Below are 13,434 nucleotides of genomic sequence, written 5' to 3' on the forward strand. Positions count from 1 at the left end.
TGATCCCCACACCCCGGAGCGCCCCGATGACAGACCCGAAGCGACCCTCACGGAGACCGACATGGAACGCCGCGACTTCCTCAAGGGCGCTGCCCTCGGCGCCGGCCTCGCTGCTGCGAGCCCTGCGGGGGCGGCCGTGAGCGACCCCGGACTGCCCAACACCCGCCCGCAGGACCCGGCCGACCTGCCGCTCATCACCGATCCGGGTGAGCGCCGGGGCGAGATGCTCTACCGGACCTTCGGCAAGACCGATGAGAAGATCTCGGCCATCGGCATGGGCGGGTTCCACCTCGGCAAGAGCGCCGTGACCGACGACGAGGCGACCCGGCTGGTCCATGCCGGCATCGACCGCGGCATCACCTTCATGGACAATTGCTGGGACTACAACCAGGGCCGCTCCGAGGAGCGGATGGGCATCGCCCTGGAGCAGAACGGCTACCGCAACAAGGTCTTCCTGATGTCCAAGATGGACGGGCGGACCAAGGAGGAAGCCCTCAAGCAGATCGAGCAATCCCTGCGGCGCCTGCGCACCGACCATATCGACCTCGTGCAGCACCACGAGATCCTGCGCTTCGACGATCCCGACCGTGTCTTCGCCGAGGGCGGCGCCATGGAAGGGTTCATGGAGGCGAAGAAGCAGGGCAAGCTTCGCTACATCGGCTTCACCGGCCACAAGGACCCGCGCATCCACCTGCAGATGCTGTCGGTCGCGCAGGAGCGGGGCTTCCACTTCGATTCCTGCCAGATGCCGCTCAACGTGATGGACGCGCATTTCCGCTCGTTCGGCCACCTCGTGCTGCCGCATCTGGTGCGCGAGGGCATCGCGCCGCTCGCCATGAAGACCTTCGGCGACGGCGTGATCCTGAAGTCGGACGCGCCGATCAAGCCGATCGAGTACCTGCACTTCTCCCTGAACCTGCCGGTCTCGGTGGTGATCACCGGCATCCAGAACCAGCGCGACCTGGATCAGGCCTTCGAGGCGGTGAAGACCTTCCAGCCGATGGACAAGGCGAAGGTGGCCGAGTTGCTGTCGCGCTCGAAGCCCTATGCCCTCGAAGGCAAGTACGAGCTGTTCAAGACCAGCGCGACCTTCGACGGCACCGCCAAGAACGCGGCGTGGCTGGGAGAGGACGTCGAAAGCGTGCAGAAACTTGCGCCGACGATGGAGTGAGGCCCCTTGTCCCGCGCCTCCGGGCGCGGGACAGTGCCCGTGACGCCGCACAGACGGCGCGCGAGGGGAGACGCCGATGAACCCGCGCTGGACCCGCCGGCCGGAGGGCTCGACCTGGGGCGATTTCGGCCCCGATGACGAGCGCGGCCGGCTCAACCTGATGACGCCGCAGAAGGTGCTCCAGGGCGTCGCGGAGGTACGCGAGGGCCTGACCTTCTGCCTGAGCCTGCCCCTCGACCTGCCAGGCGGCAACGTCCTGAATGCCCGCCGCCACCCACCGCGCATCACCCCGACGAAGCGCGCCAACGGCAAGCCGGTGACGAACTTCCTCGTCTGCGAGGAGGTGGACGGTGCGAGCGACGTGATCTGCGACGACCTCGCAGTGATCCACCTGCAATACTCGACGCAGTGGGATTCCCTCGCCCATGTCGGCTGCCTCTTCGATCCGGACGGGCGCGGCGCGGGGCCGACCTTCTACAACGGCTTCCGAGGCGGGCGGGACATCGTCGGCCCGACCAGTGCTGAGGACGCGAACAATCCCTCGCGGGCGAAGCATCTTGGCATCGAACGCCTCGCCGAGGCCGGGATGCAGGGCAGGGCGTTGATGATCGACCTGCGCGCCCATCTGGGCGACGCCAGGACGGTCGTGTCCTGGGAGATGCTGCGCGGCATCCTCGACGCGGACGGGATCACCGTGGAGGAGGGCGACATGGTCTGCCTCCATACCGGCTTCGCGCAGCGCCTGGTGGAGATGGGCGGGAACCCCGATCCGGACCTCGTGCACAACCTCTGCGCGGCGCTCGACGGACGCGACCCCGGCATCCTCGACTGGATCACCCGCTCCGGCCTCGTCGCCCTCATCGCCGACAATTACGCCGTCGAGGCCTATCCGGCCCGCCCGGCCAGGGGCGAGGGCTGCGCCATCCTGCCCCTGCACCAGCATTGCCTGTTCAAGCTCGGGGTGAATCTCGGCGAGTTGTGGCACCTCACGCCGCTCGCCGACTGGCTGCGCGCCCACGGACGCCACCGCTTCCTGCTCACCGCGCCGCCCCTGCGCCTACCCGGCGCCGTCGGCTCGCCCGCCACCCCCATCGCCACCGTCTGAGGAGTAGAGCGCCATGGAGATCGCTGTCGTCGGCGGCGGGCTGATGGGCCACGGCATCGCCCTGGTCCTCGCCCTCGCCGGGCACGGGGTGCGCCTCACCGACACCCGACCCGAGACCCGCGCGGCGGTGCCGGGCCTGATGGCCTCCGCCCTCGCGACGCTCCGCGAAGCCGGTGCCGCGCCGGAGGGCTGGGACGAGGCTCGCCTGTCGCAAGCGGTGCGGATCGAGGCGGATCTCGCGGCCACGGTGGCGGGGGCGGGCCTCGTCATCGAGGCGATCACCGAGAACCCGGAGGCCAAGCGCGCCCTCTTCGCCGAACTCGACCGGCTGTGCGGACCGGAGACGATCCTGGCCAGCAACACGAGCTACCTCGACGTCTTCCCGCTGATGCCGGAATCCCGGCAGACGCGGGCTTTGGTGATGCACTGGTACACCCCGCCCTACATCATCGACCTCGTGGACGTGGTGCCCGGCCCCGGTACCGATCCGGCGGTGATCGCGGCGATTCGCGACCTCGTGCTCGGCCTCGGCCAGAAGCCGGTGGTGCTGAAGCGCTTCGTGTCGGGCTACATCGCCAACCGCATCCAGCAGGCGATCAGCGCCGAGGTGTTCCACCTGCTGGACGAGGGCTACGCCAGCCCCCACGAGGTCGACGAGGCGATCATCCACGGTCTGTCCTTGCGCATCCCGATCCTCGGGCACCTCGCCAAGGCGGATTTCACCGGGCTCGAACTCACGCAGCGGGCGCTCGCCAACGGCAGCTACGCGCCCCCACCGCAGCGCGACCGCTCGGAGACCCTGGACGCCCTCTGCGCCGAGGGGCGGACGGGGGTGATGGCGGGGAAGGGCTATTTCGACTGGGGCGGCCGCGACCCGGCCGACCTGTTCCGCGAGCGTGACCGCAAGCTCCTGGCGCTCAAGGCGGCCATGGCCGGAATCGGCCGGATGGAGGGCACATGATCGGCGCCGACCTCTCAGGCAAGCGGGTGCTCGTCACGGGCGCCTCGTCCGGCATCGGGCTCGCCACCGTCGCCCTGTTCGCCCGCAACGGCGCGAGGGTCGCCCTCAACCACCTGCCCGACGATGCGCGCGGCCCCGCCGAGGCGGAACGGCTGTCGGTGCTAGCCGTGCCGGGGGACGTCTCGAAGCCCGGCGAGGCCGAGGCGATGGTGGCGCAGGCCATCGACCGCCTCGGTGGGCTCGACGTGCTCGTGAACAACGCCGGCACCTCCGGCACCACGGCGCCCATCGCCTTCGAGGATCTCGACGCGATGACCGAGGCGTTCTGGGACACGATCCTGTCCACGAACCTCGTCGGGCCGTACCGCTGCGCCCGCGCCGCCGCCGGGGCCCTGCGGACGACGCGGGGGGCCATCGTCAACACCGCCTCCGTGGCGGGTCTCGGGCGGCGGGGCTCGTCCATCGCCTATTCGGCGAGCAAGGCGGGGCTCATCAACCTCACCCGCAGCCTCGCGCGGGCGCTGGCGCCGGAGATCCGCGTGAACGCCGTGGCGCCCGGCCTCGTGGAGACGCCCTGGACCAGCGCATGGCCCGCCGAGCGCAAGGCCGCCACCCTCGACCGGACCATGCTCGCGCGACTGGCGACGCCGGAGGACATCGCGGAGGCGATCTTCTTCCTCGGCGCCGGTGCCGCCTACATCACCGGCGAGACGCTGACCGTAGATGGCGGCGCGAAGTAGCGCCGCCGCTCAGGCGACGGCGGGCTCCGCGTCGAGGTCCAGTTCGATCGTCGCGCAGTTCTCGAGGAACGTGCCGGTCAGGTGGTAGAAGAACGTGCCGTGGCCCACCACCGCGATGGTGCGCTCCGGCCGCGCCCGCAGCCATTCCCGGAAGGCGACCACCCGGTCGTCGAACAGGTGCCGGGGCTCGATCGGCAGGCCGAAGGTGGTCTCCGCACCGTCCTCGGCGTGCCACCACACCTCCGGCAAGTGCCCGATGTCGAGATGCGGGAAATCCGCCGCCAGCTCGGAGGCCGCCCGGCCGACGTCGCAGCTGCTCTCCTGGCATTCCCGGTGCAGCACCTCCACGAGGATGCGCGGCTCGCTCGGGTGCCCCTCGAACGCCAGGGCGGCCGTCTGGATCGCCCGGGTGAGGGGCGAGACCACCACGAGGTCGAAGGGAATGTCCCGAAGCGCGGCGGCGGCGGCGCGCGCCTGGGCCTCACCCTTGGGGGTGAGACGCGCATCGCGGTGGTCCGGGTCGATCCCCGTCGCCCGGTGGGCGGCGTTGAAGGTCGATTCTCCGTGCCGGAGGCAGACGATGCGCGTGGTCTCTCTCATGGTACCTGAAGCTGGCCTGTGAAACGTGTGAGGGTGGAAGGCGTTACGAGAAGCGCCCGCCACGCTGGATGACCTCGATCTTGTAGCCGTCCGGGTCGGTGGCGAAGAAGAACGTCGCGAGTTGCGTCTCGCCGTGCTTGAGGGTCTTCACGTCGGTGACGGTGAAGCCCGCTTGCTTGTGCTTGGCGTGCTCGGCCTCGAGATCCTCCACCACGAAGGCGATGTGCCCGTAGCCGTCGCCGATGTCGTAGGGCTTCTCCCGATCCTTGTTGACCGTCAGCTCCAGCTCGAACGGCGAGGACGGATCCTTCAGGTAGAGCAGGGTGAAATCCGGGAAGTCGTAGCGGTCGGACGGCTCCAGGCCGAAGGCGCGGGCATAGTAGTCGCGGGAACGCGCCTCATCGCGCACGCGGATCATGCTGTGGACGGGCTTGGCCATGGTCTCGTCGCTTCCGTGGTCGGGTTTGATGCCAATGTGGTGCGGTCGCCCGGCGGCTCAATGGCCGATGCGGACGGTCTCGATCATCGCCCCCGCCGGGGCGAAGGCCTCCGGGTCGGTGCCGGTCATCCACACCTGGCCGGAGAGGGCGTCCAGCGCCTCGAACAGGCCGAGCCTGCGGCGCGGGTCGAGATGGGCGGCGACCTCGTCCAGCAGGATCGCCGGGGCGATGCCGCTCATCGCCCGCACCAGCCGCGCGTGGGCGAGGACGAGGCCGATCAGCAGCGCCTTCTGCTCCCCCGTGGAGGCCGTGCCCGCTGGCACGTCCTTCGGGCCGTGGCGGACCACGAGGTCGCTGGTCTGCGGCCCGCTGAGGGTGCGCCCCGCCGCCCGGTCGCGGGGGCGGCCCTGGCGCAGGGCCTGCCGGAAGCGGTCCTCGGCCTCGATGGCGGGCCAGACGGCGACGAGATCGTCGAGGTCCCCTTCGAGGCGCACCGAGGCCCAGGGGAAGGGCTGCGCGTCGTCGCGGCTCTGGGCGATCAGGCGGTCGAGGCGTTCCACCGTCTCCCGCCGGGCCAGCGCCACCGCGACGCCGAGTTCGGCGATCTCCCGCTCGATGGCATCGAGCCAGCGGGCATCCTGGCCCGGCTCCTCCAGGAGGCGGTTGCGGGAGCGGAGCGCCCGTTCCAGGGCCGAGACCCGCGTGCCGTGACCGGCATCGACGGCGAGCACCAGGCGGTCGAGGAAGCGGCGGCGGTCGCCCGCCGGTCCCCGGAACAGGGCGTCGAAATCGGGGGTGAGCCACACCACCCGGAAGAACTCGCTGAACGCCACGGGCGAGGAGGCGGCGGCGCCATCGACCCGGCACAGGCGGCTCGCCCGGCCGTCGAAGCCCGGCGGCTCCATGCCGGTGCCGAGGCGGTGTTCGGCCCCGTCCCGGTCGAGGGTGAGGGAGACGGCGAAGCCCCCCGGCCCGCCGTTGCGCGCCATGGCCGAGAACTCGGCCCGGCGCAGGCCCCGCCCGGGGGCGAAGAGGGAGATCGCCTCCAGGATGTTGGTCTTGCCCGCCCCGTTCTCCCCCACCAGGGCGACGAGGCGCGCCGCCGGCTTCAGGTCGAGGTCGGCGTGGTTGCGGAAGTCGCGCACGATCAGGCGGCTGAGGCGCTGATCGGGGACAGCCGAGGGGGACTCGTCGGACATGCGGGGCGCGCCGAGACCGGCCGTCAGGCCGCCCGGCCGGGATCGAGCAAGGCCGAGACGCGGGTGGCGAGGTCCGCCGAGCGGAACGGCTTGGCCAGCACCGGCAGGTCCGCCGGGATCTGCATCGCCTCGGCATGGCCGGTGAGGATCAGCACCGGCATGCCGGGCACCCGCGCCTTCACCTCGGAGGCGAGTTCGACCCCGCTCATGCCCGGCATGGCGAGGTCGGCGACCACGAGGTCGAACCGTTCCCGCGTCAGCAGGTCGAGGGCGGCGTGGCCGTTGCCGGCCTCGGTCTCGTCGTAGCCGAAGCCCGACAGGAACGAAGCGGTGACGTGGCGGACCTCCGGGTCGTCATCGACCACGAGGATGCGGGCCGGGCGGGCGGCGGCGGGCGCGGCAGGCTCACTGGCCTTGTCCACCTCCGGCGCCGAGGCGGCGAAGGGCAGGGCGAGTTCGACCCGCGTGCCCTTGCCGACCTCGCTCTCGATGACGAGCCGCCCCTTCGATTGCTGGGCGAGTCCGAACACCATGGCGAGGCCGAGGCCGGTGCCCTGGCCCACGGCCTTGGTGGTGAAGAACGGCTCGCAGACCCGGCGCAGGATCTCCTCCGGGATGCCGGTGCCCTCGTCGCTCACGCGGATGGCGAGGTAGGCCCCGTCCCCGATCTCGGGATCGCCGTCGATCGCCATCCGCTGCGTGGCGATGGTGATGCGGCCGCCCTCCGGCATCGCGTCGCGCGCGTTGATGCAGAGGTTGAGCACCGCCAGTTCGAGCTGGTCGGGATCGACCTGCGCGGCGGGGAGGTCGGGGGCGAGGTCGGTGCACACGGTGACGAGCCCGCCGAGGCTGCTCTTGAACAGCTCGCTCATGCCCTCGATCAGGGCGTTCACGTCGGTGGCCCGCGCCTGAAGGTCGTGGGCGCGGCTGAAACTGAGGAGCCGCTTGGTGAGGGACGCGCCGCGCTCGGCCGCCCCCCGGGCGTTCTCGATGAGGCGCTGGACGCGCGGCAGGTCGGCGACCTTCGGCGCCGCGAGTTCGAGGCTGCCGAGGATCGCAGTGAGCAGGTTGTTGAAGTCGTGGGCGATGCCGCCGGCGAGCGTGCCGAGGGCCTGCATCTTGTCCGATTGGCGCAGCCGCGCCTCCAGGCTCTTCTGCTCGGTGACGTCCCGCTCGATCACCGCGAGATGCGAGACCGCGCCGCTGGCGTCGCGGATCGGCACGCGGGTGAAGTGGCTCCACGTCTCGGCGCCGGGCGGCCCCTCGCTGACGAGGGTCTCCGCCACCGTGCCGAGGCGCATCGCCTCGTCGTCGGCGGAGGCCTCGGCCTGGGCCTTGGGTTCGGGCAGGTCGGCCTCGCGCAGGCCGAGGCAATCGGGCAGGTCGCGCTTCAGGAGGGTGGCCTTGCGCGCGTTGAGGCGCACGAAGCGCCCGTCCGCGTCCTTGAAGCTGATCGCGTCGGCGGCGTGGTCGAGGAGGCCGCGCAGCAGCGCCCGTTCGGTGGCGAGGTCGCGCCCGAGCTGGTGGCGCTGGTAGGCCTGGGCGACGGTGCCGCGCAGGATGCCGGGGTCCCACGGCTTGGTCACGTAGCCGACGATGCCGCCCCGGTTGAGGGCCGCGATCACGGCGGTGATGTCGGCATATCCGGTGAGGAGGATCGCCTGCGCATCGTGGAAGGCGCGGGCCTCGGCGAGCAGGGCGTCGCCGGTCAGGCCGGGCATCCGCTGGTCGGAGACGATGACGGCGATGTCCGGTTCGGCGCGGAGGATGTCCAGGGCGTCGGCGGGCCGGCTCGCGGTCAGGACGCGGTAGGAATCCTCGAACAGGTCCTCGAGGGCGATGAGGATATCGGGCTCGTCATCGACAGCCAGAATCGTGCCCGTGCGAGCCGAAAGACCTCCCCCGATGTCACTCATGAGCGCGCGCCGCCTGCCGCGGAATCCCGATCACGAAGCAGGCACCTCCCCCTGGGGCCGTCTCCACGGTCAGCGAGCCGCTATGCGCCTGAACGACGCTGTATGCAATCGCCAGACCGAGGCCCGTCCCGGCCCCGACCGGCTTCGTGGTAAAGAACGGCTCAAAGATCTTCTCGCGCAGATCTTCGGGAATACCGGGGCCGGTGTCGCTGATGCGGATCTCGTCGCAAGTGTCGTCGGAATGGGTGGCCACGCGCACCGTGCCGCCCTCCGGCATCGCGTCGGCGGCGTTGCCGAGGATGTTCATCACCACCTGATTGAGCAGCGCCGGGGTGCAGTGGATCTCCGGCCGCCCGGAGAAGGTGCGCTCCACCGCGATCCGGTCCCCGAGCTTGTGCTGCAGGAGCGCGAGCACGGTCTCGATCGCCTCGGGCACGTTCACCAGGGAGCGCTCGCCTTCGTCGAGGCGCGAGAACTTGCGCAGGTTCAGGACGAGGTCCTGGATCCGCGTCAGACCAAGCCGCATGGCGCCGACGCGGCTGCGGGCCTTCTCGATGGAGCGGGCGGCGGTGGGATCTCCGGTGGTGGGGAGTTCGCCCAGCACGCGCTCGACCGTACCCTGGTGCGCCAGGATGAAGGCCAGCGGGTTGTTGATCTCGTGCGCGATGCCCGCGACCAGCTCGCCGAGGGAGGCCATCTTCGCGGCCTGGACCAGCTTCGCCTGCGCATCGGTGAGGCGGCGGTTGGCGTCGGCGAGGTCGCGGTTCGCCCGCTCCAGGGCGTCGGCGAGGCTCGCCCGCGCCTCGGCGGCCTCGGCCTCGGCCAGCGCCCGCTCCACGGCGCGCTCGCGCTGCCCGAACTCCCCCGCGATGCGGCGGTCGTCCTCTTCGAGTAGGCGGCGGCGGACGTAGCCGCGCACCCGCAGCGCCAGCACCTCCGCGTCGGTCTTCGAAATGACGTCGTCGGCACCCGCCGCGAAGGCCTGGACAAGGAAGTCCTTGGCCGGATCGCTGCCGGAGATGGCGACGAGGTGGAAGCCCGCCCCGGCCGCGCCCTCCCGCCGCCGGCCGATCTCCGCGCAGAGCGTCAGCCCGTCGTAATCGTGGCCCAGCAGGTCGAGGGTCACGCAATCGAAGGCGTTGCCGTCGCCGTCGAGGGCGGCCAGGGCCGCCGAGGCGCTTGCGGCCACCGTGACCTGATGCCCGTCCTGGCCGAGGAGGCCGGCGAGGAAGGTGCGGTAGGTGGCGCTGGCGTCGATGACGAGGACGCGGCCCCGGCGGAACGCCGCCGCGCCGGGGTTGTCGTCCCCCGCCCGGCGCTCGCGCAGCAGGGCGCGGATGCGCAGGATCATCAGGTCGCGGTCGGCGGATTTCGGCAGGTAGGCGTCGGCGCCGCTCTCCAGCCCCTGGCGCTCGCCGCCGTTGCCGCCCGTCAGCATCAGCACCGGCAGGGCGCGGGTGCGCAGCGACAGGCGCATCTGCCGGATCAGCTCGTCGCCGTTCATGCCGGGCAGGTGGTAATCGGCCACCACGAGGTCGGGCTGCGCCTCGTTGAGGGCGTCGAGCGCCGTCTCGGCGCTGGCGCAGCGCGACACGCCGAAGCCGTTGGCTTCGAGGAACAGCCGCAATTCGAGGGCCTGCGTCTCGGAATCCTCGACGAGGAGGATCCGCGCCGGCTCGCCCGCGGCAGGCGCCGTCACGGCACCCAACCCGGCACGGCGAGGCGCATGACGTGGGCGGCGATCCGGTCGAGGGGCAGCACCGCCCGCGCCGCGCCGAGGCGCACCGCCGCCGCCGGCATCCCGTAGACCACCGCCGTGCTCTCGTGCTCGGCCACCGTCTGGGCGCCGGCCCCGTGCATGTCGAGGAGCCCCGCCGCGCCGTCCTCGCCCATGCCGGTGAGGAGCGCGCCGATGGCCGAGGCGCCCGCCTGCCGGGCCATGGAGCGGAACAGCACCGTCGCCGCCGGGCGCTGGCCCGAGACGGCGGGGGTGTCGACCACCCGCAGCACCCGGTTCGAGCCGAGTTCGAGGTGGCGATCCCCGGGGGCGACGTAGACCCGGCCGGGCTCCGCGCGCTCGCCGTCGCGGGCGAGGCCGACGGGCAGGGCGACGACGCTGTCGAGCCACGCGGCGAAGCCTTCCATGAAGGCCGGGCCCATGTGCTGCACCAGCAGGATCGGCAGGGGGAAGGTCTCGGGCAGCGCGCCGATCACCTTGGCGAGCGCCGGCGGCCCGCCCGTCGAGGCGGCGATGCCGAAGACGCTGGGCGACTGGCCCGGGACGATGGGCATGGGCGACGGGGCGGCGGCGGGCGCGGTGCGTCCGGCCCATTCCGCGCCAATCGGCCGGCGCCGGATCACCGGCACCTGGGCCATGATGCGCAGTTGCGTGCAGATCTCGCCCGCCACCGCCTCGTAGCCCGCATGGGTCGTGGCGACGGGCTTCTCCACCACGGAGAGGGCGCCGGCCCGGAGCGCATTCATCGAGATGTGGAGGGAGGAATCCTCCACCGCGTCGGCGATGACGACGATGGGTGTCGGCCGCTCGGCCATGATCCGCCGCGTCGTCTCCAGCCCGTCGATGCCGGGCAGGCGGATATCCATCGAGATCACGTCGGGACGGGCGCTGGCGATCGACGCCAGGGCCTCCTCGCCGGAGGCGACCGCCGCGACGAGTTCGAGCCGGGGATCGCGCGAAACGATGTAGCGCAGCAGTTCCCGCACCACGAGGCTATCCTCGACGATCATCACCCGGACGGGACTCACGGCAGGTCTCCTTCGGGGACGTCTCGGGCGAAAGCGGGCCGGGTCACAGCAATTGTCCGATCGTGTCGAGGAGCTTGCGCTGGTCGAAGCTCTGCTTGGTCAGGTAGGCGTCGGCCCCGAGATCGAGACCGCGCGCCACGTCCTCGGCGTCGCCGCGCGAGGTCATCAGCACCGTCGGCAGCCGGGCGAAGCGCTCGTCGGCGCGCAGGGCTTTGAGCAGGCCGAACCCGTCGAGGCGGGGCATCTCCACGTCGGCGAGCACGAGGTCCACCGGCTCGACCTCAGCGCGAAGCCGGTCGAGGGCGTCCTGCCCGTCCACGCAGACGACGACACGGTAGCCTGCCGCCTCCAAGATGCCCTTCTCCAAGGTGCGGGTGGTGATCGAATCGTCCACGACGAGGATCGTCGTGCGCCCGGTGGCACGCCCGCCGGGTTTCGGCGTGGTGTTCGGGTCCGAACGTGGCGCCTGCCCCTGGGTTCCGGCGGCTCCGGCGCGCGCGGCGAGGCCGTCCGGATCGAGGACGAGGACCGGCCGGTCGCCCGGCAGGATCGCGGTGCCGCCGATCAACCCGGAATCGCCCCCGACCTCGGGCGCGGGCAGGACGAGGAGGGAGCGCACGTCGCTCAGGCGGTCGACCGTGATCGCCGCCCGCCCATGCTCCGAGCGCAGGACGATGGCGGTCAGCCGCGCGGCGTCGGGATCGGGCGCGGCGCCGAGCATCGCGGCGAGGTCGGCGATGGGCAGGGCCTCGCCGTCGCCCTCGGCGGGCAGGACGGTGCGGCCCATGGATTGGGGCAGGTCGGCGCGGGGCAGGCGCACCAGCCGCTCCACCGCCGCCGAGGGCAGGGCGCAGGTATGGCCGCCGGCCTCCACGAGGAGCAGGCTGCGCCGCGCCGCCGAGAGGGGCAGGCTGAAGACGAGGCTCGTGCCGGCGGGGGAGCGCGGCTCCAGCCGGGCGCTGCCCTGGAGCGAGCGCGCCGCGTCGGCGGCGACGGACAGGCCGTAGCCCCGGCCCGACAGGGTGTCGACGGCGTCCGCCGTGGAGAAGCCCGGCTCGAAGACGAGGCGCAGCAGCGTCTCCGCGTCGGGGGTGGATTCGGGGGCGAGGAGACCGCGCTCCCGCGCCACCGCCTCGATCCGGCCGAGGTCCGGCCCCGGCCCGTCGTCGTGGACCGCCACCCGCAGCCGCCCGCCGCGCAGGGCGACCTCCAGCACGAGGCCGAGGGTGTCCGGCTTGCCTGCCGCGCGACGGATCTCCGGCGGCTGCCATGCATGGCTCAGGGCGTTGCGAAGCGCGTGCAGGAGGGGGTCCTTGAGCGCCTGGAGGGTCGCGCGCTCCACCGGGATGTCGAGGCCGGTGACGGCGAGATCGACCTCGCGGCCCTGCTCCCGCGCGGTGTCCCGGATCGTGCGGGCGAGGGGGCCGAGCACCGTCTCGGCCGGCACCAGGGCGAGGCGTTCCGTCTCGGCGCGCACCCGCGCCGCCGCGCCCTCGACGGCGCCGAGGGAGGCCGATTGCCGCCGTGCGTGCTCGGCGGCCTCCCGCGCCAGGGTCGCGAGGCCGGCGGCCACCGCCCGCTGCCCCGGCCCGGCCTGATCGAGGGCGTCGGCCTTGGCCTGAAGGTCGCGCAGGGCGGCGGCGATCCGGCCCATCCCCTCGGCCACCGAGGCCTTGGCGGAGAGGGTCGTGGAGAGGTCGGCGCTGGCCCGCAGGAGCGCGGCCACCGTCTCCGCCGGCACCCGCAGGAAGGCGGTGGCGGGCTCCTGCGGCTCGGCCGGACGCTCCGGCGCGGGCTTCTTCGGGGCGGGCGCAGGAGCGGGCTGAGGCGGGGGCGCAGGCGGGGGAGGCGGCGGTTCCGGGGCGGCGGGGGCCGGGGGCGCGCTCGGGGTCATGCCGAGGAGCCGGCCCAGCGCGTCGAGGCCGTCGCCCGGCATGTCCGGGCCGGTTCCGCCGTCGAGGCCCGCGACGTAGGCCTCGATCCGGTCGAGGGCGAGTTCCACCGCCGAGGCGGCCTCGCGGTCCAGCGCCATGCCGCCGGTGCGGACGCGCTCGAACAGCGTCTCCAGCCGGTGCGAGACCGCCTCCACCGGGGGCAGGTCGACGGCGCGGGAGGCGCCCTTGAGGCTGTGCGCCCGGCGGAACACGTCGTTCCAGTCGGGCGCGTCGGCGCGGAGTGCCGCCCGGATCGCCGTGATATGCTCCCGGTGCTCGACGTCGAAGGCCGCGAGGAGCAGCTGGCGGATGTCCGTCGCCATGGGTTACGCCTTCAGGTGCGGTACCGCTCCGCGAGCGCGATGAGCGCCTGCGCGAGCTCGGTCATGTTGGCCGAGGCGGTCTCGACCTGCCGCGTCCCCGCCGCCGTCTGCTGGCTCGCCTGACGGATGTTCTGCAAAGCCCCCATCACCTGCTCGATCCCGAGCTGCTGCTGGTTCGTCGAGGCCACGATCTGCTGGAACGTCTGCACGTTCTCCTCGAACCGCGCCGTGATCTCCTCGATGGTCCGCTGCGTCGTGTCCGAGCGCGTCTTGCCCACC

General features: G+C 72.3%; 11 protein-coding genes and 1 pseudogene. 4 read left to right on the plus strand and 8 right to left on the minus strand.

Features of this window, described 5'->3' with window-relative positions; all coding sequences use genetic code 11:
- Positions 1–61: 61 nt before the first annotated feature.
- The 4 genes from MKK52_RS08640 to MKK52_RS08655 all read left to right on the plus strand — a co-directional run bounded on the left by MKK52_RS08640 (position 62) and on the right by MKK52_RS08655 (position 3,977).
- Positions 62–1,171 carry an aldo/keto reductase gene (locus MKK52_RS08640; protein WP_243953392.1) on the plus strand — a complete coding sequence of 370 codons (1,110 nt, stop codon included), beginning with the start codon at positions 62–64 and terminating at the stop codon, positions 1,169–1,171.
- Between the two features lie 76 nt (positions 1,172–1,247).
- Complete coding sequence (locus MKK52_RS08645; RefSeq protein WP_243953393.1) at positions 1,248–2,276, plus strand: cyclase family protein; 1,029 nt, start codon at positions 1,248–1,250, stop codon at positions 2,274–2,276.
- Positions 2,277–2,289: 13 nt separating this feature from the next.
- A complete protein-coding gene (locus MKK52_RS08650) occupies positions 2,290–3,237 on the plus strand; it encodes a 3-hydroxyacyl-CoA dehydrogenase family protein (protein ID WP_243953394.1) in 948 nt (315 codons plus the stop codon).
- Entirely contained in the window at positions 3,234–3,977 is a 744-nt protein-coding gene (locus MKK52_RS08655) for an SDR family NAD(P)-dependent oxidoreductase (protein WP_243953395.1), read from the plus strand. The genes MKK52_RS08650 and MKK52_RS08655 overlap by 4 nt, the downstream gene beginning before the upstream one ends.
- A 9-nt stretch (positions 3,978–3,986) precedes the next feature.
- Here the strand turns inward: MKK52_RS08655 and MKK52_RS08660 are convergent, their stop codons facing one another.
- From MKK52_RS08660 to MKK52_RS08695, 8 genes and pseudogenes are all read right to left on the minus strand, one after another.
- Positions 3,987–4,577 (minus strand): histidine phosphatase family protein, encoded by a 591-nt coding sequence (locus MKK52_RS08660; protein WP_243953396.1) that lies wholly within the window; start codon positions 4,575–4,577, stop codon positions 3,987–3,989.
- 43 nt (positions 4,578–4,620) lie between these two features.
- Positions 4,621–5,016 (minus strand): VOC family protein, encoded by a 396-nt coding sequence (locus tag MKK52_RS08665; protein ID WP_243953397.1) that lies wholly within the window; start codon positions 5,014–5,016, stop codon positions 4,621–4,623.
- A 57-nt stretch (positions 5,017–5,073) separates the two neighbouring features.
- The gene (gene recF / locus MKK52_RS08670; RefSeq protein WP_243953398.1) at positions 5,074–6,216 is read right to left on the minus strand and encodes a DNA replication/repair protein RecF; all 1,143 of its coding nucleotides are present in this window, start codon (positions 6,214–6,216) and stop codon (positions 5,074–5,076) included.
- 23 nt (positions 6,217–6,239) lie between these two features.
- Positions 6,240–8,132, minus strand: a complete 1,893-nt coding sequence (locus MKK52_RS08675) for a response regulator (RefSeq protein ID WP_243953399.1) — start codon at positions 8,130–8,132, stop codon at positions 6,240–6,242.
- On the minus strand, positions 8,125–9,840 hold the full coding sequence (locus tag MKK52_RS08680) for a response regulator (protein WP_409564634.1): 1,716 nt from the start codon (positions 9,838–9,840) through the stop codon (positions 8,125–8,127). Before MKK52_RS08680 ends, MKK52_RS08675 begins: the two co-directional genes overlap by 8 nt.
- Positions 9,828–10,880: a chemotaxis-specific protein-glutamate methyltransferase CheB gene (gene cheB, locus MKK52_RS08685; RefSeq protein WP_243953409.1), complete on the minus strand. Its 1,053-nt coding sequence runs from the start codon at positions 10,878–10,880 to the stop codon at positions 9,828–9,830. The genes MKK52_RS08680 and cheB overlap by 13 nt, the downstream gene beginning before the upstream one ends.
- 61 nt (positions 10,881–10,941) lie before the next feature.
- Complete coding sequence (locus tag MKK52_RS08690) at positions 10,942–13,155, minus strand: response regulator (protein WP_243953401.1); 2,214 nt, start codon at positions 13,153–13,155, stop codon at positions 10,942–10,944.
- A gap of 11 nt (positions 13,156–13,166) precedes the next feature.
- Positions 13,167–13,434: pseudogene (locus tag MKK52_RS08695) on the minus strand (hypothetical protein); the annotation flags it as partial.

The organism is Methylobacterium sp. J-067 (assembly GCF_022829465.1).
Classification (GTDB): Bacteria; Pseudomonadota; Alphaproteobacteria; order Rhizobiales; family Beijerinckiaceae; genus Methylobacterium; species Methylobacterium litchii.

Excerpts from the sequence above, each read along its gene's own strand:
- MKK52_RS08640 (WP_243953392.1), top strand. The coding sequence starts at position 62 with ATGGAACGCCGCGACTTCCTCAAGGGCGCTGCCCTCGGCGCCGGCCTC.
- MKK52_RS08645 (WP_243953393.1), top strand. The coding sequence starts at position 1,248 with ATGAACCCGCGCTGGACCCGCCGGCCGGAGGGCTCGACCTGGGGCGAT.
- MKK52_RS08650 (WP_243953394.1), top strand. The coding sequence starts at position 2,290 with ATGGAGATCGCTGTCGTCGGCGGCGGGCTGATGGGCCACGGCATCGCC.
- MKK52_RS08655 (WP_243953395.1), top strand. The coding sequence starts at position 3,234 with ATGATCGGCGCCGACCTCTCAGGCAAGCGGGTGCTCGTCACGGGCGCC.
- MKK52_RS08660 (WP_243953396.1), bottom strand. The coding sequence starts at position 4,577 with ATGAGAGAGACCACGCGCATCGTCTGCCTCCGGCACGGAGAATCGACC.
- MKK52_RS08665 (WP_243953397.1), bottom strand. The coding sequence starts at position 5,016 with ATGGCCAAGCCCGTCCACAGCATGATCCGCGTGCGCGATGAGGCGCGT.
- recF (WP_243953398.1), bottom strand. The coding sequence starts at position 6,216 with ATGTCCGACGAGTCCCCCTCGGCTGTCCCCGATCAGCGCCTCAGCCGC.
- MKK52_RS08675 (WP_243953399.1), bottom strand. The coding sequence starts at position 8,132 with ATGAGTGACATCGGGGGAGGTCTTTCGGCTCGCACGGGCACGATTCTG.
- cheB (WP_243953409.1), bottom strand. The coding sequence starts at position 10,880 with ATGATCGTCGAGGATAGCCTCGTGGTGCGGGAACTGCTGCGCTACATC.
- MKK52_RS08690 (WP_243953401.1), bottom strand. The coding sequence starts at position 13,155 with ATGGCGACGGACATCCGCCAGCTGCTCCTCGCGGCCTTCGACGTCGAG.